The following is a 22,656-nucleotide window of genomic DNA, read 5'->3' as shown; positions in this document are numbered from 1 at the left end:
GGACACGATGCGACACCTCGCCCGCTACCTGCTCGACTCCGGGCCGGTCCTCATCCTGGCCGCCATCGCGGGTGCCGGATCGTTCACCCACATCCACGACACCGCCACTCAACACGGACAACACGGCTGGATGGCCTGGGCCGTGGCCATCTGCGTCGACCTCACCTGCGTCATGGCCGCCCGCGAACGCCAGCGCGACGCCAAGACCGGACGCCAGCGCTCCGGGCCGGTCTCTTGGCCGGCGCTCGTCCTAGCCGGTGGCGTCCTGCTGTCCCTGGCGGCCAACCTGCACCAGGCCGAAGCATCGGTATGGGGCTGGCTGGTCGCGGCCACACCCGCCGGAGCATTCCTCATCGCGGTCTCGATGCTGGAACGCCGCGCGGCCGTCTCCCGATCCGCCCCCTCGTCCGCGGTGACGGTCACCACCTCCACCACACCGGTCCCCACGCCGCCGATCCCCGAACTCACCTCCGCCGCCGACGCCATCCCCGATGACTCAACCAGACCGTCTCCGGCGCTGGTCACCTTCGCCCGCCGCGTGGCCACCGAACACCACGCCCAGCACGGCCGGCCCATCACCGCCGACACGCTTCGCGCCCGACTGGGGGTCTCCGACCAACTCGCCACCGACCTGCTCCGCAGCCTGCACACCGTCACCGAACCCGCGCAGAGACAAGGAGCACCACGATGACTGCCCTCGCCCACCGGCCCGTCCTGATCAACGACCTATGGGACCTGACCGCCTTTCTGGAAGCCGCCGATGCCACCTGACACCCACCCGGAAGCGACCATCCAGCCCGTCCACGAGCAGGAACCGCTCTCGCCGACTATGCCGCACCGCTGGCGCTGCCTGTGCGGCGGCGGTGGCCTCGACTCCTACGGCGACACCTGCACCTACTGCGACGGTCTCGGCTTCTGCTGAGAGTCGTCGGCGCCCCCGGCCTGGCCGTACATCCGCCAAGACGCCTGCCAGGTCGGGGGCCATCCCCTTCGCACCCCAACGAGTGAAAGGAGGTCTTCATCTTGCCCGCATCCTCGGCCATCCCGCACGCGATCAAGGGCATGATCACCCGACTGCACGACCCGGACTACACCCGCTGGGCCGCCCAGGTCCGCGCCACGAACGGCTGCCGCCAGCCGATCCACCTTCGAGGCCGCGTCGACCACATCGACCGGGCCACCGGCGCACTGCTCCACCGCTACAGCACCCGCGCCGAACCTGACGGCATCCTTCGCGTCCCCTGCAAGACCCGCCGCGCCTCCCGCTGCCCGGCCTGCGCCGAGATCTACCGCGCCGACACCTACCAGCTCATCCGTGCTGGTCTGGCCGGCGGCAAGGGCGTCCCCGAAACGGTCACCGCACACCCGTGCCTGTTCGTCACCCTCACCGCCCCATCCTTCGGCACCGTGCACACCCGCCGGGAGAAGAACGGCAAAGCGCTGCCCTGCCACGCACGTCGCGACGCCGCCACCTGCCCGCACGGCCGGGTCATGTCCTGCACGGCCCGGCACCGCGCCGATGAGACCTGCCTCGGCGAACCGCTCTGCCCGGACTGCTATGACTACGAGGGCTCAGTGCTGTTCAATGCCCTGGCCCCGCAACTGTGGCGGTACTTCACCGACGCTCTGCGCCGTCGCGTCGCCAAAGCCGCCGGCCTGACCCTGCGGGAGCTGCGTGAGCAGGCCACCGTCTCTTTTGCCAAGGTCGCCGAGTACCAGCGACGCGGCGTCGTCCACTTCCACGCCGTTATCCGCCTCGACGGCCCTGACGGTCCCACCTCCCCGCCTCCGGCCTGGGCCACCACCGACACTCTGACGGACGCCGTACGGCATGCCGCCTCCGCCGTCTCCGTCACCGCTCCCGCCGTCCTCGACGCACCCGCCCGCGTGCTGCACTGGGGCGAACAGATCGACACCCGCCCGATCACCCTGGACGGCGACCTCACCGACCAGGCCGTAGCGGGCTACATCGCCAAGTACGCCACCAAGGCCGCCGAATGCGTCGGCACCCTCGATCGACGCATCAACCCCCTTGACGACCTGACCGCCTTCAACCTCCGCCCGCACCCCCGCCGCCTCATCGCCGAATGCCAGCGCCTCGGCGCCCTCGACGAACTGGCCGACCTTCGGCTGACCCAGTGGGCCCACATGCTCGGCTTCCGCGGCCACTTCTCTACCCGTTCTCGCCACTACTCCACCACCCTCGGCGACATCCGAACCGACCGCACCACCTACGCCCGCGACGAGGCGATCACCACCGGCCGCCTGCCTCTCTTCGACGAGGACACCGTCCTCGTCATCGCCGAATGGGAGTACGCCGGAAAGGGCTACTCACTCGGTGACGCACTCCTCGCCGCCGCACTGACCGGCACTGCCTTACCTGCCTCGCCGACGAGCAGCGAAGGCGATGCCCGATGAGTCGGCGTGACGAGCTACTGACCGTTCCCCAGGTCCTCGACGAGTTGGGTGGACTCTCTCGCCGGACGTTCTATCGCTGGCGCGAGCTCGGCCACGCGCCCAAGTGCATCAAGCTGCCCAACGGAGAGATCCGCGTCTGGCGGAGTGACTTCGCGGCCTGGTTGGACAGTCTCCGGGAGGCGGCATGAACACCTCCTATGACGTGAGGATTTGGGACATCCGCCGAAACGCCTCAAGTAAGACGCCTTCATACGTCGTCCGTTGGAAGGTCGGCGGCAAGGAGCGGTCCAAGACCTTCCGGACGAAGGCGCTCGCCGAGAACTTCGTCTCTGACCTACGACAGGCGACCAGGAAGGGGGAGCCCTTCAACCTGGTGACTGGCCTCCCCGAGTCGATGGCCAAGCCTGCCGCCGACACCGGGGCGACCTTCTTCGGCTTCGCGCGGTCGTACATGGCGACCCGCTGGGTCCACTCGGCTGCTCGGACCCGCGAGACGATGACGTACGCCTTACTGTCCCTGGTCCCTGCGCTCACCAAGGACCTTCCCGGCAGGCCGGATGACGAAGAGCTCCGCGCGGTGCTGCGCGACTATGCCTTCCTCCCGGACAAGCGGCGCGGGGAACTGCGGCCGGAGTACAAGGCGGTGTTCTGCTGGCTGGAAGCAGCGTCCCTACCGCTCACCGACCTACTGGAACCGGTCGTGATTCGATCAGCCCTCGACGCGATCGCTCTCTGCTTCGACGGGAGGCCGGCGGCGGCCAACACGGTACGGCGGAAGCGGGCCGTGCTCCACCACATGATGGAATCCGCGGTGGAGCTCAAGAAGTTGCCTGCCAACCCGCTACATGCGGTCAAGTGGAAGCCCCCGAAAGCCTCTGGGACCGTCGACCCCCGGACGGCGGTCAATCCGGTGCAGGCGCGGGAATTGCTCGACGCCGTGAGGCAGGTAGGCCGGACACGCGGTCCTCGGATGGTGGCCATGTTCGCCTGCATGTACTACGCGGCACTCCGCCCCGAAGAGGCGTCCGACCTGCGTCGCCAGAATTGCGAGCTCCCTGCCAAGGGGTGGGGGCTCATCACGCTTGAGAGGGCACGTCCACAGGCGAACAAGCGGTGGACAGATTCGGGAGAGACCCACGATGAGCGCGGGCTGAAGCACAGGGCCAAGGATGACATCCGGGAGATCCCGATTCCTCCGGCTCTCGTCGCGATCCTCCGCGAGCACATCGAGACGTACGGCGCCGCGAAGGACGGCAGACTCTTCCGCACGAGCAGCGGCCGTCCCTTCTCCTCCTCGGCCTACTCTGCCGTCTGGCAGGAGGCTCGCCGGCTCGCCTTCACCGCCGAACAAGTCGTCTCTCCACTGGCGGCCCGGCCGTACGACCTGCGGCATGCAGCGGTCTCTCTGTGGCTCAACGCGGGCGTCCCGCCCACCGAGATAGCCCAGCGTGCCGGGCACGGCGTTGATGTGCTCCTCCGCGTCTACGCGAAGTGCATAGAAGGACAACGAGCACGCGCCAATAGTCAGATCACCCAGGCTTTGGAGATGTGATCACTATTAACTTAGGAGGCCCCGGCAGAGTCCGGGGCCTTTGGTGTTGCCTGCTGATGGTGTGCAGCGGTTAGCGCCAGTGTCTTAGGTCTGGCGCAGCTAAGGTCCGACCCGCTGCGATGGCGTTCTGCACGCTTCGCGCAAGAGTGTTCTCCAGGGCGGTCGCCTGCTGCAGGAGATTCTGCATGCCCATTCTGTCGTCGGTGTGCGCGAGAAGGTAGCGGTACTTGTCGTTGTTCTGTAGTTGCTCATGAGCCCGTAGCGCGGCGTCTGCCTCTTGAGTACGGCGAGCGTAAGCCTCTAGCTCCATGATTCGCTGTGTGACCATCGCGACCGAATGCTGCAGGGCTTGCCGCTGTGGAGCGAGGACGGCCGTCAGCTCAGGTGTGACGATGACACCGTGGGTAGCGGCGACCTGTTCCGCACGAAGGATGCTCTGAAAACGGAGGAGACGACTGATCTCCCACAGTTGTTGGGGAAACAGTACGTTGTTGGCGACAGAGTCCAAGAACCCCTGCCGACTGACTTGCGACCCGGTGACTGTCATCGTGGCGTCGGCGGTCCGTTTGAGCAGAGCGTGGGCTTCGTTGTCGAGATCGCTGGGGAGTACGTAGCGATCACGGTAGAGGCGTGCAAGTCGTTTTGGGGATTTGAGGCGTTTCCGCGCGAGCAATGTCGCTGCGGCCGCAGCCATCAGAATGAGGAGGGGCGGGCCTATCCATGGTGCCTTGCTCGCAGCTACAGCGATGGCTATGAGGATTCCGTAGACCATAAAGATTGCAAGAGTTATCAGGAGACCTTGTGTTCTCGACGGCTGAGAACCGGCGTACCCGGACGAAGGCGCCATTGATATGCCAACGAGCTTCCGATGGCCTATGATTCGGTGCTTGTCCCGAGGCGGGATGGTGGGATCGACGATCGGCCAGTGATCAGCCCAGGAGTGCATGGTAAAGATCAGCCTCCTAACGGCCCTGGCGTAGTCCAGCGTTGGACTCGACATCGTGGGCTCTTCAGAGCGCAGATAATCTCAGAGAGCACTTTCCCGCACAACCAGCTTCAAGGGCGGCGAACAGAAGCGGGTGAGAGTGGAGGGCTCTCTGAAGCCGGACAGAGTTTCTCGCTGAGCTGCGGCTCGCTCTTCCATCTGTCGATAGCTGAGGGCTCGGCGAGTAACGCCTGTCCTGTCCGTAGGGGCCGATCCCTGACGTGGTGGTTTCGCTGGTTGATGTGACAGTCGACCGCGCTGACCTGGTCCTTTTACGGGACATCGCCGGGCTGGGTGACCTCAAGATCATCCCGTGCATATTCCGCGAACGGCGACTCAGGGCCGCTCAAGGTGGCCTACGGCTGCACAGGGCGCATGCCGCCTCAGACAAGAAGTCCCAGGCCAGACGGCAAACCACAAGGTCAGAAGAGTGCCCCCGGCATGATTCGAACATGCGACACCCGCTTTAGGAGAGCGGTGCTCTATCCCCTGAGCTACGGAGGCAGGGGCTCCTAGTAAGAGTAGCGAAAGTAGCGAGTGGTTGCGCGCCCGAAGGGGGAGTCGGGGGCGGGCGGCGGGTTATCGGTTCGCTGGCCCGGAGTAATAAGGGGGGCAAGTGGGCGGGTGTGTGGCGTTGGGCGAGGTTAGCGTCACGATCTGTGATCGACAGGCGACGGAAGCGCATTCGCGGGCATCGAGCCCTGCGACCGGTGGTGCTGTGCGGTGCGATGCTGGCGCCCGCGCTTCTGGCCGGGGGGTTGCTGGTGGCCGAGCTCACCGGGTACGAGGCCGCTGTCCAGCGGGCCGACGCCGGTGCGGAGCCTGAGGGGCCTGGGGAGGTCGAAGAGGGCGGGAGGGCCGGCGGAGTCCGGGAGAACGAACGGGCGAGAGAAGCCCAACGGCCCGGGGAGACGGCCGGAGCCGGGGAGGCTCGGAGAGCCGAAGAGGCTGAAGAGGGCGAGGAAGCCGAGAGGCTTGACGACGGTGAGGCCCTCTGGGTGGGGGACGGGGAGCGCCGGGGATTCCGGGAAGGCGGGGGAGCCTGGAGAGGTACGGCGTCTCGGCTGAGGGCCGGCGAGCCTGTGGAATCGCCGGACGACGAACCGCAGGGTGAGCCGCAAGGAGCTGCGGGGACACCGGCAGAAGCGGAAACACCGGCGGAGGTGGGAACGCCGACAGCGGTGGAGACACCGCGAGAAGCAGGGACGCCCCGAGAGGCGGAGAGGCCGCGAGAGGCGCGAGCACCGGAAGAAGTAGTGGCCGTGGTGCCGGTCGTGGTCGGATCCGTACGGAGCCGGGTGTTCGGGCCGAGGCTGATGCCTCCGCCGTTGCGGCCGGAGCGGGTGTACGGGGGATGGATGCCCGTCGCGGCGAAATCAAGGGTGCGCGACACGGACCCGGACGAGGCCGGTTGGCAAAGTAACCCGAGCGGGACTGATGGTGCGAGCGAGGCGGAGGTGGTCGTTCCCATCACACCTCGCCCGCAAGCCTCCAGAGGCCCGCAGAAGGTGGCATCTCCACCCCCTGTGGCACCAGAGCCTCAGGCGCGCCGTACGCCGCCACTCGCGCGACCTGAGCCCCGCGACGAGTGTTCGGCGGAGTGGAAGGGGACGTGGCTCTGGGGGGTCTGCAAGAAGCACGCGCGGCAAGAAGCCTGACTTGTCCGGTCCCCAAAAGGGGTGTTCGGCGCATAACGGCTGTGGAGAGCTGGCCCGTTCACTTGGTCAGCTGTAGTAGCGTGCGTGCCTGGCCCAGGTCACGAGTTCGCAAACGGAGGGGTCGAACGTGCCACCTCGTCGATCAGCGGGTCTGATCGCCGTCGTCGCGACGCTGACGTCCCTCCTGCCGGGATCCGCTGTCGCGCAGCGAGCGCCGGCGGAGGTTCAGACCGTCGTCGCTGCGGATCCGGTGAATCTCACCGAGCTGCGTCGTGAGGCGGAGAAGGCCGCGAAGGATCTGGAGGCCGCGACCAAGGCCCTGGAGCAGCGGCGGACCCAGATCCGCAACTCGGAGAAGGAGCTCTCCGCCAAGCTGCGGGAGCTGCAGGTGGCCGAGCGGGCCTTCGCCCAGGTACGGCAGCCGCTGTCGGACCTCGTCGGGATCCTCTACCAGCAGCCCTCCGGTGGGGACCTGGCCGGCTTCTTATCCGGCGAGTCCAACGCCGACACCCTGCGCGCGATGGCCGGCCTCACCCAGATCGTCGCCGAGCGCGACCGCATCCTTGAGGACAGCAGTCGTCTGCAGTTGGAACGGGAGCGCCTGGCGGGTGAGGCGCAGGAACTCAGGGCGGGCAACCTCCTCGCGGAGGCGCAGATGGGCGCCGAGATCGGAACGCTCAGGGTGCGCTCACAGAAGATCGTGCAATCCCTCACCAAGGCCCTGGTGAAACTGGGCGTCAAGATCGACAAGAAGGGGCGCCCGGCTGCCGGGTGCGACCCGACCAGGGCGACCTCGATGAGCGAGTTCCCCAACGGGCTGATTCCGCAGGCCTACCTCTGCCCGCTCCAGCAGAGTGGCAACCAGTTGCGGGGGGACGCCGCACTCGCGTTCATCAGCCTCAACGAGGCGTACAAGCGGCAGTTCGGCAAGCCGATGTGCGTGACCGACAGCTACCGGAGTCTGGCCGAGCAGCAGTCGGTCTACTACCGCCGCCCTGGCCTGGCGGCGGTCCCCGGCCGCAGCAACCACGGCCTGGGACTCGCCGTCGACCTCTGTGGAGGCGTCGAACGCTTCCGCTCAGCCGAGTTCAACTGGCTGGAGGCGAACGGCAAGAAGTACGGGTGGATCCACCCCAAGTGGGCCTATGTCAGCCCCTTCGAGCCCTGGCACTGGGAGTACGACCCCGAGATCGGCTCCCTGCTTTAAAGGGTTTTACGGTTTCAGGGACAGCTGTCCCTGAAACCGGTGGTGCTTGGCGTCAGGTCAGACCTCTCCGTTGCGGATGCCCGCCAGGAAGTCGTTCCAGGCCGTGGGGGAGAAGGTCAGTGTCGGGCCGGATGGGTCTTTGCTGTCGCGTACGACGACGAGGCCCGGCAGGTTGGTTGCTACCTCGACGCAGTTGTTGTTGGCTCCACTGAGGCTGGAGGTGCGGAACTCGGCGCCGGACAGATCAGGGGAGATCATGGTCGCTCCTCAACGCGGTGATGAGCGCCGCGGATTCTTTGGGGGACAGGCAAACCTCGGTAAGGCGCTCAAACGTCAGCATAAGTTGCTTGACCTGCTCGCTGTCTTCGACGTACACCTCGCCTGCTGGGCATTCGGCGTAACCGAGATCCGGATCGTCATCGAACAACAGCACTGAGAAGGTCCCCTCCATGCCGCCGTGCGCACCGACCTCCAATGGGAGCACTTGGACCGTGATGTTCGGTTGTTCCATTGCTTGGAGGATGTCGCCAAGCTGACGGGCCATGGTGTCGGGAGCTCCCACGGGATGACGCAAAGCGCCTTCGGCGATAAGGGCGTGCAGTGTTGTGTGAGCACCGAACAGGCTGGTCTTGCGCTGCATGCGGGCATCGACACGGCGTGCCAGCTCAATGTCTGACCGATCGGGATGACCTGCTCGGATGATCTCTCGGGCATACTCCGGGGTCTGGAGCAGGCCGGGGATCAGTAGCGGTTCCCAATGCCGGATCGTCCTCGCTGCCGCCTCGAACTCGACGTACGACCCGGTGAATACGTCCGAGTAGGCCGTCCACCAGCCGCGTCGGGCGACTTCACGGGTGAGCTGCATCATGGCCTCGGTGGTCGCCGTCTCCACGCAGTACAGGTGGCAGATGGCCGCCACGTCCCCGGGCGCTGGAGCGATCTTGCCGGTCTCGAAGCGGTTGAGCTTCGACCTGGACCAGCCGAGTTGTTCAGCGGCAGCCTCAGTCGTCAGGCCGGTGGTCGCACGCAGGGTGCGCAACTCACGGGACAGACGTCGCAGGCGGACCGTGGAGTACTTCATGCGGTCAGTTTGCCGCAGGTCAACCGCCTCTTCTCGCTCAACGCAACAAGTTTGTGAGATGGGATTGTCAGCGTGAGATTCTCACGGCATCATGATGCTGGTCACATAGGGTAGCGAGGTTCGAACTTATGGTGACGGGCTTGCGTCCGTGTCACCGCAAGCAACCTTGATACAAAAAACGGACCCGCCACCGGTCTTGCACACCGGTGAAACGGGTCCTTGATCAGGAAGTGAGTCCTGACCCATGAATAACCCTAGTGCTCCGGTGCTCGACCGGAGTGTGGTGAGCGGCTGCGGCTGTTTCGCCGACGTACCGCCGTTGCCGATGGGGTGTGCCGCCTGCGGGCACGCTCCCTACGCGCACGGTTGCCCCGACCGGCCCGCCGATCACGAGTACGCGCAGCCCTCGGGCGCCTTGATGGACATCTGCCTGGAGGTCCGTCGTACGGGGAACTGCTCCATGCCCTGCTTCGAGCTGCCCGCCCCCGCCTGCCCTGCCGAGGTGATTCTCTCGGTGCCCGCCCAGCGGCCCGCGGAGCAGGTCCAGGTCCAGGTCCAGGCCGAGGTTCAAGCCCAGGCCCGGGCTGCGGAGGACATCGCGCCGGTGGCCGTTCAGCGTCTTTCCCGACTTCACGAGTCCTGTCCAGCCCACCGACTCCGGTCAGGCGCCGGGCGGCCTCGCGCGGCCCACCCGAACGTGCTCCACCCGAACGCGTCTCACCCGAACGTGCCTCACCGGAACGCGTTCTGCTCGAACGCACCACACCCGAACGTGACCCGCCCGACCCGGACACCCCCGCCCTTCAACCCCGAGCGCCGCCCCAAGCGAACAACCGCCCGCACCCCGTGCCGCGCGGCGCTCACCCCGTCTCCGTACCGGCCGCCCGGCCCGTACGGCTCACCCCTCCGTGTTCTCGCCCGTTCCACAAAGCGGGCCCGTCCACCGCTACCAACGTCCGGACGGGCCCTTGATCGGATGGAGGTCCAATCAATGAACGATGGTAGGTCCAGCGCCCCCGAACCGGCCATCCCCGGCTGGCGGCTGATCCTGAGTGACGCCGGACGGCTGTGGGCCAGCCGCGAGGAGCCCTTCTCGTCGATCGCGTTTCACGCCGGAGCCGAACGGACCGTCGACGCCGACACCCTCGACGCCCTCCAGGCTGAGACCGACAGGCAGGAGAGCATCGCGAGGAAGGCCCAGGAGCAGGCCGCGGGATGGGGGATCTCGTGATCCGCCGCCTTCCGAACAGGCGGGTCTCCGCTCGCGGGCGTCACCGTGACGGCCTGATCGCCACCCCCGTCCCCCACTACACCTGGGACCACCAGGCGCGCGCGGAGGCGGCGCTGCTGCAGGTCACCTGGCCGGGCTGGGCCGTGCTCTACGGCACCGGCAGCCGCCTCTTCCACGCCATCGCCACCTGGCCCACCCCGGAACCGCTGCTGCTCTGCGACCGGACCGTCGAGGGCCTGAAGACTCAGATGCGCGAGGCCGAGATGACCGCGATCGTCCAGCGCTGGGCGATCACCGGGACGACCGACCGTCCCTGAGCGGGTACGGCGGCCGGGGCAGGTCCCGGCCGCCGTACCCTCGTCGGCCGTCGTGAGGTTCACCCTGTACGGGAGTCGATCGTGATGGGGAACCGTCGGAAGACCCCCTGCGCGTGAGTCAATCATGACGGAGGGCCGTCGGGAGACCTCATCCCGCGCGGGGACCGATCGTGATGGAGAGCCGCCCGCCGGCCTGGGCGGAGGCCAACTCGGTGGCCTGGGCCGGCGTGGTGGCCAGCACGACGAGCGCGCCCCGCTCCGACTCCCCGGCCGGGGTGGCGAGGACCGTGACGTCCTCGGCCACGACGGTCGCCGGGGCGGTGCCCTCCCACGCCGAGGTCGCGGCGAGCACGTCCACCACGTCACCCGGCGAGAGCAGGCGCGCGGTCTCGGGGTCGGCGACCCGTACGGGGGTGGCGACCGTTCCCCGGCCGTGGGCGGTCAGCAGGCCGGGGCCGAGCAGGCGGACGTCCGTCAGCGGCTCTCCTCTCCTCGCGGGACCCGTCAGGACCTTTCCCGCGAACGGCGTGCCGGGCCTCAGGACGCCGTCGGGGACCGTACCGGGTCTCAGTGGAGCCGGTATCAGGTCGGCCGCCCCCAGCACGCCTCCGGACAGATCCCTCGCGGCGACCAGGACGGTCACCGAGGCGGTGTCCTGGCGCAGCGCGAGGATGGCGCAGCCCATCGCCGAAGCGGCGACGACGGTCGCGATGAGACGGTGACGACGGCCGAGGAAGCGGCGCAGAGCGCGCATGGCTGACTCCAGGAGTGGGGAGTCGGGCGGCGCGGTGCCCGCGATGGGTGGGATCGCTCCGCGAAGTGGCGGAGTGGCGGTGGACCAAGGCCAGGCCGCTGCGGCCCGGCGCGACTACGGCCCGGCCGCCACGGCACAGCACGGCACGGTCAGCCGGGGAGCTCGAAGGGGAGCTTGAGGCCGTCCAGGACGTTGGGGCAGGGGCAGGTGCGTTTTTCCGGGAGGGCGGCCACGACGTCGCCGATGAGGGAGCGCATGCGGCCGACATTGGTGGCGAAGAAGGAGAGGACCTCCTCGTGGGTGACCCCCTCACCCGCCTCCACTCCGGCGTCGTGGTCGGTGACGAGGGAGAGCGTGGTGTAGCAGAGGGCGAGCTCGCGGGCGAGGATCGCCTCGGGGAAGCCGGTCATGCCGACGATCGACCAGCCGTTGCCGCTGAACCAGCGGGACTCGGCGCGGGTCGAGAAGCGCGGACCCTCGATGACGACGAGGGTGCCGCCGTCGACGGTCTCCCAGCCCTCGGCGGAACGCGCGGTGGAGATGGCCGCCGCACGGCCCAGAGGACAGTAGGGGTCGGCGAAGGAGACGTGGACGACACCGCCCTCGTCGTAGTAGGTCTGCGGGCGGCCGATGGTGCGGTCGACGAGCTGGTCGGGCACGACCAGGGCGCCGGGACCGATCTCGGTACGCAGGGAGCCGACCGCGCTGGGGGCGAGAACCTGGCGGACGCCGAGGGAACGCAGCGCCCACAGGTTCGCCCGGTAGGGGATGCGGTGAGGTGGGAAGCGGTGGTCGCGACCGTGGCGGGGCACGAAGGCGACCGAACGCCCTCCGATGCGGCCGACGGTGACGACGTCGCTGGGCGGGCCGTACGGCGTGGTGATCTCGACTTCTGTGGCGTCGTCGAGCAGGGAGTAGAAACCAGAGCCGCCGATGACCCCGATGTCCGCGCGAGTGACCATGAAGCTGAGGCTAGCGCCACGAACCGACCCCTGAGGACCCCCGATGACGGCCTGTGGATAACCGAGTTCGCCGGGTAATCATCGGGGGTTGAAGAGGCTGAGGGGGTTGAGGGCGGGGAGGGGGTGAAAGGGCTGGGGACGGGGGCAAGAGGGCTGGGGAACGGCTCCGGGCGGGTGGCTCAGGAAGCCGCCGCGGCCGTGCTGCTCGCGGCCTTGGCGGGCTTGGAGTCCGACGAGGTCGAGGAGCTCGAAGAAGACGAGGACGACGAGTCGGACGAGCTCGACGAGTCGGAGGACTTCGAGGAGCCCGAGTCCGAGGAGCCCGAAGCGCTCGACGAGCCGTTCGCGGAGGCCACGGTGCTCGACGACGACGATCGGCTGTCGGTCCGGTAGAAGCCGGAGCCCTTGAAGACGATGCCGACCGCGGAGAACACCTTGCGCAGGTCGCCCGCGCAGCTCGGGCACTCGGTGAGAGCATCGTCGGAGAACTTCTGGACGATTTCGAACTGGTGGTTACAGGCAGTGCAGGCGTACTGGTAGGTGGGCACGCTCTCCTCCTCGTGTGATCCGCGCCGATTGGCACTCTAGTGGCGCGACTGCTAATGGTATGCAGCTGACAAGCTTAAACGCGAGCCGGAGTCCTCGCATTCCGTAGCCCGATTCCCATCAGATGTGACCGAATTCGAGGCGAACCCCCTGGTCAACAGGTCTATCGGGGTATCAAGTTCCCTGTTCGCCGTACCATCCGGCGAGCTTGCCCCTGCGGCTGATCGCCCGCATCCGGCGCTCGACCACGTCCCGGCAGGCGGCCGTGGCCACGACGAGGAGCTGATCGTCGACCCTGATCCTCGTGGAGTCGGCGGGGACGAACGAACGGCCTTCCCGCACGATCAACGTCACCTGGGCGTCCCTGGGCAGCCGCAGCTCGAAGATCTCCACGCCGTGCAGCTTGGACGTCGGCGGCACCTTGACCTGGAGCAGGTCGGCGTTGAGCTCCTCCAGCGGCGCCGACTCGACCTCCAGGTCACGGGCCTCCTCCGGCCTGGTCAGCTTGAGGAGTTTCGCCACGAACGGCAGCGTCGGCCCCTGCAGCAGGGTGTAGACGATGACGATCACGAAGACCTCGTTGAACATGAACTTGGCGGTGCCCTCGGGAACGGAGTCGGCCGCCCACGGGATGGTCGCGAGCACGATGGGCACCGCGCCGCGCAGCCCGGCCCACGACAGGAACGCCTGTTCCCGCCAGCCCAGCCGGTCGATGCGGAGCAGCCGGGTCAGCAGCGAGGAGACGATGATCGACGCGGGGCGGGCCACCGCGACCAGGATCAGCCCGGCCACCAGGCCGGGCACGATCGAGGACGGCATCTCGGAAGGGCTGGCCAGCATCCCGAGCATCACGAACAGGCCGATCTGCGCGAGCCAGGCCACGCCCTCGGCGAAGCCCCGCGAGGCCGCGCGGTGCGGCATCTGCGAGTTGCCCATGACCAGCGTCGCGAGGTAGATCGCGAGGAAGCCGCTGCCGTGGAGCAGCACGGCTCCCGCGTAGGCGACGAACGCGAGCGCGAGCACCGCGATGGGGTACAAGCCGGAGATGGGCAGCGCGATGCGGCGCAGCGCGTACGCGCCGAGCGGGGCGACCGCGAGGCCGACGGCGGCGCCCACCGCCAGCTCGAAGAGCACGTCGACCAGCGCCACCCCCAGGCTGGGAGAGGCGGCGGTGCTCAGCAGCATGACGGCGATCACCGTGGGGGCGTCGTTGAAGCCGGACTCGGCCTCCAGGATGCCCGCGAGGCGCGGCGGCAGGGGCAGGCGGCGCAGTACGGAGAAGACGGCGGCGGCGTCGGTGGAGGCGAGGATCGCGCCGAGCAGGAACGCGGTCCGCCAGTCCATGTCGAGGATGAGGTGCACCGGGACCGCGACGGCCGCGATGCTCACCCCCACGCCGACGGTGGCGAGCACCAGGGAGGTGGGGATGGCCTCTTTGACGTGGCTCCAGGTGGTGGTCAGGCCGCCCTCGGCCAGGATGATCGCGAGCGCGATCATGCCTATCTGCTGCGCGAGCTGCGGGTCCTCGAACTGTAACCCGAACCCGGTCTCGCCGACGATCAGCCCGAAGCCGAGGAAGATGAGGAGGCTGGGCAGTCCGCTCCGATGGGCGACGCGCACCGCGACGATGGCCGCGATGACGATCCCGGCACCGAGAAGCAGCCAGACGTCCAGTCCCATCTGGCCCCCTCTCTCACTCCGGGGACCATTGTGTCGTATTCGAAAAGGCCGTCACGCCCTTGCGGCGGCGGTCCTGAAGATCCCCGAGGGGGTCGCGGCGTAGCGGACCGGGACGTCGTGGGGCTCGGCGGGCACACCCTCGAAAGCGCCGTCGAGAGCATCGTCGAAACCACTGTCGCGAGCGCCGCCGAGCAGCTCGCCCTCGTGGAGCAGCGCCACCGTCGGCACGTTCGGGCCGACCCTGGCCAGTGTCCGGTCGTAGGAGCCCCCGCCCCTGCCCAGCCGTACGCCGGTGGAGACGTCCACCGCGAGCGCGGGCACGATCACCAGGGCCGCGGTCCTGACGGCGTCGACCCCGCGCCTGGTGTCGACCGGTTCCATGATCCCGAAACGGCCGGGGGCGAGGGTGTCCGGGCCGTCGTACACCGCCCAGTCGAGATCGTCGTCGTCGCGGAGCACGGGCAGGATCACGGTCGCGCCGTGTTTCCACAGGGCGAAGACGAGCCCGTGCGTCGCGGGTTCGGTCCCGATCGACCAGTAGCACGCGACCAGCCCGGCCATCTGGACCCAGGGACGGTCCAGCAGGGACTCCCTGATCTGGACGGAGGCCGCATGCCGCTGCTCGTCGGACATCGAGGCGCGTGCCCCCTCGATTGTGGTACGCAGCGTCTGCTTGTCCACAGGTCCCTCCACTATGGTTTTGGTTATGGCCGACTTCGAAGCTGTGACGAAAGCCGTCGTTCCCGCAGCGGGTATGGGCACCCGTTTTCTCCCGGCGACCAAGGCGACGCCCAAGGAGATGCTGCCCATCGTCGACAAGCCCGCGATCCAGTATGTCGTCGAGGAGGCGGTCTCCGCCGGACTGCTCGACGTCCTCATGGTCACCGGGAAGAACAAGCGTTCCATCGAGGATCACTTCGACCGGGCCCACGAGCTCGAGGAGATCCTGGAGGCCAAGGGAGACGACGAGCGACTCTCCCAGGTGAGAGAGCCCGCCGACCTGGCCATCCTCCACTACGTACGGCAGGGCAAGCCACGCGGCCTCGGCCACGCGGTCCTGTGCGCCAAGCAGCACGTGGGGAACCACCCCTTCGCCTGCCTGCTCGGCGACGACCTCATCGACCCCCGAGACGAGCTCCTCAAGCGCATGATCGAGGTGCGTGGCACGTACGGCGGCAGCGTGATCGCCCTCATGGAGGTCCCCCAGGAGCAGGCCTCCCTGTACGGCTGCGCGGCCATCGAACCCACCGGCGAGGACGACGTGGTCAGGGTGACCGACCTGGTGGAGAAGCCCCCGGCGGACGAGGCACCGTCCAACTGGGCCATCATCGGCCGGTACGTGATCGACCCGGCCGTCTTCGAGGTCCTGGAGAACACCCCGCCGGGACGCGGCAACGAGATCCAGCTCACCGACGCCCTGCGGACCCTCGCCGGGCGCGGCAGCGACCAGGGCGGCCCGGTGCACGGCGTGCTGTTCAGAGGCCGCCGCTACGACACCGGTAACAAGATCGACTATCTGCGTACGGTGGTGCAGTTCGCCGCCGAACGCCCGGACCTGGCGCCGGAGTTCATGCCCTGGCTCAAGGAGTTCCTGGCCTCGCGATGAGTTCCATGAAATCAGTCGACGACCACCTTTCCGACATCCTGGGCACCGTGCGGGTACTCGCCCCGCTGGAGTTGGAGCTGGAACGGGCACTGGGCACCACGCTGGCCGAAGAGGTCACGGCCCCGATCCCGTTACCTCCCTTCGACAACTCCGCGATGGACGGCTACGCCGTGCGGGCCGAGGACGTCGCGGACGCCCCGGTGACGCTCCCGGTGATCGACGACATCGCGGCCGGAGACGGCCGAGTGCAGGCCATCGGCCCCGGCATGGTCATGCGGATCATGACCGGGGCCCCGATGCCCGCCGGGGCCGACGCGGTGGTCCCGGTCGAGTGGACCGACGGCGGCACCGCGCAGGTCACGATCAGCCGCCCGGCCGAGAAGGGGAACGCCGTCCGCAGGTCCGGAGAGGACGTGCGGGCGGGTGACGTCGTCCTGCCGGAGGGCACCCCGATCGGGCCCGCGCAGCTCGGGGTGCTCGCCGGTGTCGGCCGCCGCAGGGTTCTCGTACGGCCACGCCCGAGGGTGGTCGTGATCTCCACGGGGGCCGAGCTGGTCGAGCCCGGCCTGCCCCTGGGAGACGGCCAGATCTGGGAGTCCAACAGCTTCACCCTCGTCGCCGCCGTCCGCGAGGCGGGCGGCGAGGGCTACCGGGCGGGGATCGTCGGCGACGACGCCGCGGAGTTCCTCGACCAGCTCGACGCGCAGCTCCTGCGAGCCGACCTCGTGATCACCAGCGGCGGCGTCTCGATGGGGGCGTACGAGCCCGTCAAGGAGGCGCTCGGCCCGCTCGGCACGGTCCGCTTCGAGCGGGTCGCGATGCAGCCGGGCATGCCCCAGGGCTTCGGCGTGGTCGGCGAGGACCAGATACCGATCTTCGCGCTGCCCGGTAACCCGGTCTCGTCGTTCGTGTCGTTCCTGCTGTTCGTCCGGCCCGCGCTGCGCAAGATGAACGGCCTGCCCGACGAGCCCACGCCGACCGTACGGGCGGTCACCACGAGCCCGATCCGCTCACCCGCCGGCAGGCGCTCCTACCTGCGCGGCGTGCTCGGCCGCGACGGTACGGTCGGCCCGGTGCGCGGGCAGGGCTCCCACCAGCTCGCCGCCCTCGCAGCGGCCAACGCGCTGATCGTGGTACCCGAGGACGTCACCGAGCTTCCCGAGGGTGCGGACGTGGAGGTCATGCCCCTGTGAACGAGCGGGAGCGGAGCTTTTGAACGAGCAGGACCGTGGAGGTCACCTCTCCCCGAACGAGCGGGAGTGGAGCCTTCTGAGAAGCGGGGAGCGGAGCGAAGTGACTGGATTCACCCACATCGACGAGACCGGCGCGGCGCGCATGGTGGACGTCTCGGCCAAGGACGTCTCCCTCCGTACGGCGACCGCGACCGGCAGGGTGCTGCTCTCCGCCGAGGCCGTGGCGCTGCTGCGCTCGGGCGAGGTTCCCAAGGGCGACGCGCTCGGCACCGCGCGGATCGCCGGGATCATGGGCGCCAAGCGGACCCCCGACCTGATCCCGCTCTGCCACCCCATCGCGCTGCACGGGGTGAAGGTCGAGCTGACCGTGGCCGACGACGGCGTGGAGATCATGGCGCGGGTCAAGACCGCCGACCGTACCGGCGTCGAGATGGAGGCGCTGACCGCGGTCTCCGTCGCCGCGCTCGCCCTGATCGACATGGTGAAGGCGGTCGACCCGGCGGCCGTGATCACCGATGTCCGCGTCGAGGAGAAGACGGGCGGCAAGACGGGGATCTGGACCCGTCCCTGAGAGACCGGACCCCCGAGATCCTGGGAGAATGACCTCATGAGAGCTCTGGTGATCACCGCGTCCAACCGGGCCGCCGCGGGGACGTACGAGGACACCTCGGGGAAGCTGCTCGCCGAGCTGCTCGCGGCGGCCGGGTGCGACGTGGACGGCCCGAGGGTGGTCCCCGACGGCGATCCGGTCGAGGCGGCGCTGCGCTCGGGGGTCGCCGAGGGGTACGACGTGATCGTCACCACCGGCGGCACCGGTCTGACTCCCGCGGACCTCACCCCGGAGATGACCCGGCGGGTGATCGACAGGGAGGTCCCGGGCATCGCCGAGGCCATCCGCCACGTCAACCGGGACAAGGTGCCCACCTCGATCCTGTCCCGTGGGCTCGCCGGGCAGGCCGGCGGCACGTTGATCGTCAACCTGCCGGGCTCCTCGGGAGGGGTACGCGACGGTATGGGGGTGCTGTCTCCCGTGCTCAGGCACGCCGTGGACCAGATCAGGGGAGGAGATCACCCCCGCTGACCCGTCTGCCCGGCTCACATGGCACGACGGGCACTCTTGGGGGGATGATGGAGGGCGTGGATCGACTTCGTGGCTGGCCGGTGACCCTGACGGAAGGCCCGGTAGGACTTCGGCCGCTGCGACTGCGGGACGTACGCGTCTGGCGGGAGTCGCGGCTGCGCAACGCGAACTGGCTCCGTCCCTGGGAACCGAGCAACCCGGAAACCCCCCTCTTCAAGACCGGTCTCGGTCCCTACGTCTCCATGGCCGGAACCCTGCGCAGGGAGGCCAGGCAAGGGCTCGCGCTGCCGTGGGTCGTCACCTACGAGGGCGCCTTCGCGGGGCAGCTCACGGTGGGCGCCATCGTCTGGGGTTCGGCGAGGTCGGCCCAGATCGGCTACTGGGTGGACGGCGCGTTGGCCGGTCGCGGGATCATCCCCACCGCGGTCGCGCTGGCCGTCGACCACTGCTTCTTCACCACCGGGCTGCATCGTGTCGAGGCCAATATCCGCCCAGAGAATCACGCAAGCCGCAGAGTGGTTGAAAAGCTAGGTTTTAGGGAAGAAGGGGTCAGACGTCGACACTTGCACATCGATGGCGCCTGGCGTGACCACATCTGTTACGCGCTCACGGTCGAAGACGCGCCAAGAGGGCTGCTCGTACGGTGGCGACGGGACCGTGAGGCAGCCGCCCACGGCGGCACTCCCCACGAAGAGGTTTGAAGATCTCGCGACACACCGCATCGAATGCTCGTCAAATAGTGACACGCGGTCTTACGGTGCGTGACATGAGCAGATTGAGGACGCCGGGAGACCACCCCTGTCCTCACGCTGCCCGGAGGTGGTCGTGAGCAGCGGCGTCGTTCTCTATCTGGCCATTGTCGTCATGTGGCTGTGCGTGCTCGTGCCCATGTGGCTGCACCGCGACCGCAACACCCTCGTCGAGACCCACAAGGACGCCGAGCCGTACGCCTACGACGAGCGGGTGATCGACGAGGACTCCGCCGAGACCCTCGCAGAGCCCCTGCCCGTCCCCTCCGCAGACCCGTCCTCTCCGCCCCCTTCGTCCTTGAAGGAAGACGACGCCGCGTCGTCCGGCGCCGAGGGGGTGCGCGCTGCCGAGGATGCCCCTGCGGGCGCCCAGGCCGCATCGGAGCCCGCGGCCTCCGGGGCCGCGGCGACGCCCGTCGGACCCTCGACAGGGAAGCCCTCGACCGGCAGGGCCGCCACCGGTGGCGGTGTCTCCGAGCGTCGCCGTGCGGAGCTGCGCCGCAGGGGCAAGCAGGTGGCCAAGCGCAGGCGCCTCACGCTCTGGTGCGTGCTGCTCCTGCTCGCCTCCGTGGTGACGGCCGCCGTCCAGGTCATCCCCTGGTGGGGCGTGGCGCCCTCAGTGGTGCTCCTGGGGATCTACATGGCCATCCTCAGGGTCACGGTCCAGATCGACGTCGAGCGGCGCGCAGCCATCGCTCAGGCCCACGCGGAACGTGCCAAGCGTGCCCGCCGCCGCGCCGCCCTGCTGGAGGCCCAGCGCCCCGTGGCCGAGATCATCGACCTCGCCGCGCACCGCGACGAGCTCTTCGACCAGTACGCGGAGACCCCCCGCCGCGCGGTCGGCGACTGACCCGCGCTCCGGATGGCGCGAGTGCTCTCGGAAGTTTGCTAATCTAGTCCACGTCTTGGGGATGTAGCGCAGTCCGGTAGCGCACTTCGTTCGCATCGAAGGGGTCAGGGGTTCGAATCCCCTCATCTCCACAGGGGGCCGTTCTCGAAACGGCTGGACTGAAGTTGACGGGATCCCGTCTGATTATCGCGATCGGGCGGGGTCTCGTCGTTTCAGGGGTTTCCGAATCGGGTTCGCCCTGGTTTGGGAGCTGCGGAGCAGGGGTCCGGGAAGGCCCGGGTGATGTCAGGGCGCTGGTGGAGGCCGAAGTTCGCGTCGCTGGGCATGGCGAAGTCGACGCCGGGCTGGGTGTTGCGACACGGTGATCTGAAGTGCGGGTTATGGGACGGGTGGTGGCCTGCTCCGGCCCGTGAGCGGTGAACCTGGGGAAGCGAAATCCGAGTGCACGCCGGGATCTCCACCGGTCACTCTCTTTGAATGCAAGAACACGCCGCGGAGCCGGACCCGCTCTCGTTTCCCTCGACTCAGCTACTGGGCTTTCCCGCGGATGCGCGGGTGCTCTTCGTCAACTGCGACGACCTGGGCATGCACCACGACATCAATATTGCGGTGATCGACTCCATCGAAACGGGAATCGCCACGTCCTGCAGCCTGATGACACCCTGCCCGGCCGCGCACCACGCCATGCAACTGCTCAGCCGGCGGCCCGAGATCCCCTTCGGTGTTCACCTCACCTTGGTCTGTGACACGCCCCACTATCGGTGGGGACCGCTGGCGTCGAAAGAGAGGGTTGCCTCGCTGCTCGATGAGCAGGGACTGCTGTTCACCGCCACACCCGCCGGACGTGCCGCGCTGCTCGCCGGCGCCCGCCTCGACGAGGTCGAGATCGAGTTCCGAGCACAGATCCAAGCAGCCTTCGACGCCGGGCTCAGTCCGACACATTTGGACTTTCACTGCTTGGCCGACGGTGGCCGCGACGACATCTTCGACCTGACTGTCGCACTGGCCGCAGAACACGGCCTGGCCGTACGAGCCTGGTTGCAACCCGCGCGGCAGAAGATCCGCCAACAAGGCATGCCTGTTATTGACCACCCTTTCCTGGACAGCTTCTCCCTCTCCACCGACGAGAAAGGGGCCCAGTACTCCCACCTGTTGCGCGACCTACCGGCTGGACTCAGCGAATGGGCGGTACACCCAAGCCTGGGCACCCGCCAGACCCGCACGATCGACAGCGGCTGGCTCGTGCGGCGAACCGACTACGAATTTCTCACCTCGGCGGCTGCCCGCGACCTCCTCCATCAGCACAACATCACCCTGATCGACTCCCGCCTGATCCAGCAGGCCTGGTCACGCTCCAGCCGCCCCAACCGATAGTGGCGGGAAGCGATCGGGAGTATCGTGTGAACATAAAATCACATTGTTCATATGGAGATGCTATGCCACCGGCGTTCTCCGAGGAGGAGCGGGCGCGGATCACCGAGCGGTTGCTCGACACCGCTACCCGCCTCTTCTCGACCCAGGGCCTGCGCAAGACGTCACTGGAAGAGCTGACGACCCCTGCGGGCATCGCCAAGTCCTCGATCTACGCCTTCTACGACTCCAAGGAGGAGCTCTACTTCGAGGCCATGCTGCGGCAGTACGAGGGGGTGCGGCGGCGCGTGATCGACGAAGGGCTCAACCGCGGTACCGACACCCGCGACCGCCTGCGGCGCTTCCTGCGCGCCACGGTCGCCGAACTCGACACCAACCCGCTCTACCGGCGGCTGATGTCCCACCCCGAGGAGATGGCCGTAGTCGCCGCCAAGCTCACCCCCGAGCGGATGGCCGCCGCCGGGGGCGGCCCGATGGCCGAGCTGCTCCAGTTTCTCGGCACCCATCTGGAAGGCGATCCGCAGGTACTACTCGGCGTGCTGCGCGCGGTCCTGCTGACCCCGCTGTACGCCGAACACCTGGGCGCCGACATCTATCCGGCCGTGATGGACCGCCTGATCGATGCTGTCACGGAAGGGCTCACCTCATGCTGAACGACCTGCCGTACCTGTCGGCCGGCAAAGGACCACCCCTGGTCGTCCTGCTCTACACCCCGCAAGCGGCCAACCCGAGAGGTTTGGCACGCTGGTCCACGATGCGGCTGGTGCAACCGTTCACCGAACATTTCACCGTCTACGTCGTCAATCGCCGGCCCGGGCTGCCATCGGGCACGACGATGGCCGACCTCGCCGCCGTCTACGCACAGGCGATCAGAGGCATCTCTGAGGGCCCGGTGAACATGCTGGCCATCTCCACCGGCGGATCCATCGCCCTCCAACTCGCGGCCGACCATCCCGGCCTGGTCGACCGCCTCGTCCTGGCCGGTACGGCCTGCACCCTCGGCCCCATCGGCAGGCGAGCCCAGCGTGCCTACATCGAGCGCTCACGCCAAGGCAGGCGGCCGAGCCCCGCGCTGGCCGAGGTCGTCACGGAATCGACGATCGGCCGAGGCTGCTCGAAGGCCTGCTGCGGCTGTCTGACAGCGGTCACCAAGACCACACCGACGCCGTCGTCGTCCTCGACGCCGAGGATGGCTTCGACCTGCGTGAACGGCTGCACGGCATCAAGGCGGTCACGCTGCTGATCCAGGGTGACAGGGACCTGGTCTATCCGCTGGCACTGGCCCGGCAGACGGTGAAAGGCATCCCGGACGCCCAGCTCGTCGTCTACCCGGGCCGAAGCGACAGCGGCACGTTCACCGACCAATGGTTCGCTCCGGACGCCTTGGCCTTCCTGACGGACAGTTGATCAACGCA

25 protein-coding genes and 2 tRNA genes are annotated in these 22,656 nt (G+C 68.2%); 18 read left to right on the top strand and 9 right to left on the bottom strand.

The window, feature by feature from the left end; all coding sequences use genetic code 11:
* Positions 1-7 precede the first annotated feature (7 nt).
* The 5 genes from ACIBH4_RS06425 (at position 8) to ACIBH4_RS06405 (ending at position 3,970) form a co-directional block, all read left to right on the top strand.
* Complete coding sequence (locus ACIBH4_RS06425; protein WP_362764484.1) at positions 8-691, top strand: DUF2637 domain-containing protein; 684 nt, start codon at positions 8-10, stop codon at positions 689-691.
* Positions 692-760: 69 nt separating this feature from the next.
* Positions 761-922, top strand: a complete 162-nt coding sequence (locus ACIBH4_RS06420; RefSeq protein WP_362764487.1) for a hypothetical protein — start codon at positions 761-763, stop codon at positions 920-922.
* 140 nt (positions 923-1,062) lie between these two features.
* Positions 1,063-2,418 (top strand): replication initiator, encoded by a 1,356-nt coding sequence (locus ACIBH4_RS06415; RefSeq protein ID WP_399171656.1) that lies wholly within the window; start codon positions 1,063-1,065, stop codon positions 2,416-2,418.
* Positions 2,415-2,606 (top strand): helix-turn-helix domain-containing protein, encoded by a 192-nt coding sequence (locus ACIBH4_RS06410; RefSeq protein ID WP_344743532.1) that lies wholly within the window; start codon positions 2,415-2,417, stop codon positions 2,604-2,606. Before ACIBH4_RS06415 ends, ACIBH4_RS06410 begins: the two co-directional genes overlap by 4 nt.
* Positions 2,603-3,970: a tyrosine-type recombinase/integrase gene (locus ACIBH4_RS06405; RefSeq protein ID WP_362764494.1), complete on the top strand. Its 1,368-nt coding sequence runs from the start codon at positions 2,603-2,605 to the stop codon at positions 3,968-3,970. The genes ACIBH4_RS06410 and ACIBH4_RS06405 overlap by 4 nt, the downstream gene beginning before the upstream one ends.
* 70 nt (positions 3,971-4,040) lie before the next feature.
* Here ACIBH4_RS06405 and ACIBH4_RS06400 read toward each other — a convergent pair whose 3' ends face one another.
* Together ACIBH4_RS06400 and ACIBH4_RS06395 are read right to left on the bottom strand one after the other, a co-directional pair.
* Positions 4,041-4,970, bottom strand: coding sequence for a hypothetical protein (locus ACIBH4_RS06400; RefSeq protein WP_362764496.1), 930 nt, complete (start codon positions 4,968-4,970; stop codon positions 4,041-4,043).
* A 416-nt stretch (positions 4,971-5,386) separates the two neighbouring features.
* Positions 5,387-5,459: transfer RNA gene (locus tag ACIBH4_RS06395), tRNA-Arg, on the bottom strand.
* A 1,281-nt stretch (positions 5,460-6,740) separates the two neighbouring features.
* On the opposite strand from ACIBH4_RS06395, the gene ACIBH4_RS06390 reads away from it, so the two are divergent.
* Positions 6,741-7,820 carry a D-alanyl-D-alanine carboxypeptidase family protein gene (locus tag ACIBH4_RS06390; protein WP_362764499.1) on the top strand — a complete coding sequence of 360 codons (1,080 nt, stop codon included), beginning with the start codon at positions 6,741-6,743 and terminating at the stop codon, positions 7,818-7,820.
* 57 nt (positions 7,821-7,877) lie between these two features.
* On the opposite strand, the gene ACIBH4_RS06385 is transcribed toward ACIBH4_RS06390, so the two are convergent.
* A complete protein-coding gene (locus ACIBH4_RS06385) occupies positions 7,878-8,078 on the bottom strand; it encodes a DUF397 domain-containing protein (RefSeq protein ID WP_362764502.1) in 201 nt (66 codons plus the stop codon).
* Positions 8,065-8,901: a helix-turn-helix transcriptional regulator gene (locus ACIBH4_RS06380; protein ID WP_362516821.1), complete on the bottom strand. Its 837-nt coding sequence runs from the start codon at positions 8,899-8,901 to the stop codon at positions 8,065-8,067. Before ACIBH4_RS06380 ends, ACIBH4_RS06385 begins: the two co-directional genes overlap by 14 nt.
* Before the next feature lie 991 nt (positions 8,902-9,892).
* Between ACIBH4_RS06380 and ACIBH4_RS06375 the strand changes: the two genes are divergently transcribed.
* Together ACIBH4_RS06375 and ACIBH4_RS06370 are read left to right on the top strand one after the other, a co-directional pair.
* Positions 9,893-10,132: a hypothetical protein gene (locus tag ACIBH4_RS06375; protein ID WP_362516819.1), complete on the top strand. Its 240-nt coding sequence runs from the start codon at positions 9,893-9,895 to the stop codon at positions 10,130-10,132.
* Positions 10,117-10,449, top strand: a complete 333-nt coding sequence (locus tag ACIBH4_RS06370; protein WP_362516817.1) for a hypothetical protein — start codon at positions 10,117-10,119, stop codon at positions 10,447-10,449. Before ACIBH4_RS06375 ends, ACIBH4_RS06370 begins: the two co-directional genes overlap by 16 nt.
* A gap of 148 nt (positions 10,450-10,597) precedes the next feature.
* Here the strand turns inward: ACIBH4_RS06370 and ACIBH4_RS06365 are convergent, their stop codons facing one another.
* The 5 genes from ACIBH4_RS06365 to ACIBH4_RS06345 form a co-directional block, all read right to left on the bottom strand.
* Complete coding sequence (locus ACIBH4_RS06365) at positions 10,598-11,203, bottom strand: RcpC/CpaB family pilus assembly protein (protein WP_362764505.1); 606 nt, start codon at positions 11,201-11,203, stop codon at positions 10,598-10,600.
* 149 nt (positions 11,204-11,352) lie between these two features.
* On the bottom strand, positions 11,353-12,165 hold the full coding sequence (locus ACIBH4_RS06360; protein ID WP_362516813.1) for an S-methyl-5'-thioadenosine phosphorylase: 813 nt from the start codon (positions 12,163-12,165) through the stop codon (positions 11,353-11,355).
* A 179-nt stretch (positions 12,166-12,344) separates the two neighbouring features.
* The gene (locus ACIBH4_RS06355; protein WP_362516811.1) at positions 12,345-12,713 is read right to left on the bottom strand and encodes an FmdB family zinc ribbon protein; all 369 of its coding nucleotides are present in this window, start codon (positions 12,711-12,713) and stop codon (positions 12,345-12,347) included.
* Positions 12,714-12,885: 172 nt separating this feature from the next.
* On the bottom strand, positions 12,886-14,391 hold the full coding sequence (locus tag ACIBH4_RS06350) for a potassium/proton antiporter (protein WP_362516809.1): 1,506 nt from the start codon (positions 14,389-14,391) through the stop codon (positions 12,886-12,888).
* A 51-nt stretch (positions 14,392-14,442) separates the two neighbouring features.
* Positions 14,443-15,072, bottom strand: a complete 630-nt coding sequence (locus ACIBH4_RS06345; RefSeq protein WP_362764508.1) for a 5-formyltetrahydrofolate cyclo-ligase — start codon at positions 15,070-15,072, stop codon at positions 14,443-14,445.
* A gap of 25 nt (positions 15,073-15,097) precedes the next feature.
* Here ACIBH4_RS06345 and galU point away from each other — a divergent pair, with 25 nt between their 5' ends.
* From galU to ACIBH4_RS06295, 10 genes are all read left to right on the top strand, one after another.
* Positions 15,098-15,997 (top strand): UTP--glucose-1-phosphate uridylyltransferase GalU, encoded by a 900-nt coding sequence (gene galU / locus ACIBH4_RS06340; RefSeq protein WP_362516805.1) that lies wholly within the window; start codon positions 15,098-15,100, stop codon positions 15,995-15,997.
* Between the two features lie 5 nt (positions 15,998-16,002).
* On the top strand, positions 16,003-17,190 hold the full coding sequence (glp, locus tag ACIBH4_RS06335) for a gephyrin-like molybdotransferase Glp (RefSeq protein ID WP_362516803.1): 1,188 nt from the start codon (positions 16,003-16,005) through the stop codon (positions 17,188-17,190).
* A 100-nt stretch (positions 17,191-17,290) separates the two neighbouring features.
* Positions 17,291-17,761: a cyclic pyranopterin monophosphate synthase MoaC gene (moaC, locus tag ACIBH4_RS06330; RefSeq protein ID WP_362516801.1), complete on the top strand. Its 471-nt coding sequence runs from the start codon at positions 17,291-17,293 to the stop codon at positions 17,759-17,761.
* A 36-nt stretch (positions 17,762-17,797) separates the two neighbouring features.
* Positions 17,798-18,271 carry a MogA/MoaB family molybdenum cofactor biosynthesis protein gene (locus tag ACIBH4_RS06325; protein ID WP_362516799.1) on the top strand — a complete coding sequence of 158 codons (474 nt, stop codon included), beginning with the start codon at positions 17,798-17,800 and terminating at the stop codon, positions 18,269-18,271.
* A gap of 47 nt (positions 18,272-18,318) precedes the next feature.
* Positions 18,319-18,972 carry a GNAT family protein gene (locus tag ACIBH4_RS06320; protein ID WP_350945798.1) on the top strand — a complete coding sequence of 218 codons (654 nt, stop codon included), beginning with the start codon at positions 18,319-18,321 and terminating at the stop codon, positions 18,970-18,972.
* Positions 18,973-19,096: 124 nt separating this feature from the next.
* On the top strand, positions 19,097-19,870 hold the full coding sequence (locus tag ACIBH4_RS06315) for a hypothetical protein (RefSeq protein WP_362764511.1): 774 nt from the start codon (positions 19,097-19,099) through the stop codon (positions 19,868-19,870).
* 57 nt (positions 19,871-19,927) lie between these two features.
* Positions 19,928-20,001 (top strand) — tRNA-Ala (locus ACIBH4_RS06310).
* A gap of 346 nt (positions 20,002-20,347) precedes the next feature.
* Complete coding sequence (locus ACIBH4_RS06305) at positions 20,348-21,244, top strand: polysaccharide deacetylase family protein (protein WP_362516793.1); 897 nt, start codon at positions 20,348-20,350, stop codon at positions 21,242-21,244.
* Between the two features lie 62 nt (positions 21,245-21,306).
* A complete protein-coding gene (locus tag ACIBH4_RS06300; protein WP_362764513.1) occupies positions 21,307-21,894 on the top strand; it encodes a TetR/AcrR family transcriptional regulator in 588 nt (195 codons plus the stop codon).
* A complete protein-coding gene (locus ACIBH4_RS06295) occupies positions 21,888-22,484 on the top strand; it encodes an alpha/beta hydrolase (RefSeq protein WP_362516789.1) in 597 nt (198 codons plus the stop codon). Before ACIBH4_RS06300 ends, ACIBH4_RS06295 begins: the two co-directional genes overlap by 7 nt.
* Positions 22,485-22,656 lie beyond the last annotated feature (172 nt).

The organism is Streptosporangium sp. NPDC050284 (assembly GCF_044459525.1).
GTDB lineage: Bacteria > Actinomycetota > Actinomycetes > Streptosporangiales > Streptosporangiaceae > Streptosporangium.
The sequence above is the reverse complement of the archived record's forward strand: the minus strand, read 5'-3'. Positions and strand labels throughout refer to the sequence as shown.

Bases quoted from the DNA above. Each gene is read 5' to 3' on its own strand.
- ACIBH4_RS06425 (WP_362764484.1), top strand. From the start codon at position 8: ATGCGACACCTCGCCCGCTACCTGCTCGACTCCGGGCCGGTCCTCATC.
- ACIBH4_RS06420 (WP_362764487.1), top strand. From the start codon at position 761: ATGCCACCTGACACCCACCCGGAAGCGACCATCCAGCCCGTCCACGAG.
- ACIBH4_RS06415 (WP_399171656.1), top strand. From the start codon at position 1,063: ATGATCACCCGACTGCACGACCCGGACTACACCCGCTGGGCCGCCCAG.
- ACIBH4_RS06410 (WP_344743532.1), top strand. From the start codon at position 2,415: ATGAGTCGGCGTGACGAGCTACTGACCGTTCCCCAGGTCCTCGACGAG.
- ACIBH4_RS06405 (WP_362764494.1), top strand. From the start codon at position 2,603: ATGAACACCTCCTATGACGTGAGGATTTGGGACATCCGCCGAAACGCC.
- ACIBH4_RS06400 (WP_362764496.1), bottom strand. From the start codon at position 4,970: ATGTCGAGTCCAACGCTGGACTACGCCAGGGCCGTTAGGAGGCTGATC.
- ACIBH4_RS06385 (WP_362764502.1), bottom strand. From the start codon at position 8,078: ATGATCTCCCCTGATCTGTCCGGCGCCGAGTTCCGCACCTCCAGCCTC.
- ACIBH4_RS06380 (WP_362516821.1), bottom strand. From the start codon at position 8,901: ATGAAGTACTCCACGGTCCGCCTGCGACGTCTGTCCCGTGAGTTGCGC.
- ACIBH4_RS06375 (WP_362516819.1), top strand. From the start codon at position 9,893: ATGAACGATGGTAGGTCCAGCGCCCCCGAACCGGCCATCCCCGGCTGG.
- ACIBH4_RS06370 (WP_362516817.1), top strand. From the start codon at position 10,117: ATGGGGGATCTCGTGATCCGCCGCCTTCCGAACAGGCGGGTCTCCGCT.
- ACIBH4_RS06365 (WP_362764505.1), bottom strand. From the start codon at position 11,203: ATGCGCGCTCTGCGCCGCTTCCTCGGCCGTCGTCACCGTCTCATCGCG.
- ACIBH4_RS06360 (WP_362516813.1), bottom strand. From the start codon at position 12,165: ATGGTCACTCGCGCGGACATCGGGGTCATCGGCGGCTCTGGTTTCTAC.
- ACIBH4_RS06350 (WP_362516809.1), bottom strand. From the start codon at position 14,391: ATGGGACTGGACGTCTGGCTGCTTCTCGGTGCCGGGATCGTCATCGCG.
- galU (WP_362516805.1), top strand. From the start codon at position 15,098: ATGGCCGACTTCGAAGCTGTGACGAAAGCCGTCGTTCCCGCAGCGGGT.
- glp (WP_362516803.1), top strand. From the start codon at position 16,003: ATGAAATCAGTCGACGACCACCTTTCCGACATCCTGGGCACCGTGCGG.
- ACIBH4_RS06325 (WP_362516799.1), top strand. From the start codon at position 17,798: ATGAGAGCTCTGGTGATCACCGCGTCCAACCGGGCCGCCGCGGGGACG.
- ACIBH4_RS06320 (WP_350945798.1), top strand. From the start codon at position 18,319: ATGGAGGGCGTGGATCGACTTCGTGGCTGGCCGGTGACCCTGACGGAA.
- ACIBH4_RS06305 (WP_362516793.1), top strand. From the start codon at position 20,348: ATGCAAGAACACGCCGCGGAGCCGGACCCGCTCTCGTTTCCCTCGACT.
- ACIBH4_RS06300 (WP_362764513.1), top strand. From the start codon at position 21,307: ATGCCACCGGCGTTCTCCGAGGAGGAGCGGGCGCGGATCACCGAGCGG.
- ACIBH4_RS06295 (WP_362516789.1), top strand. From the start codon at position 21,888: ATGCTGAACGACCTGCCGTACCTGTCGGCCGGCAAAGGACCACCCCTG.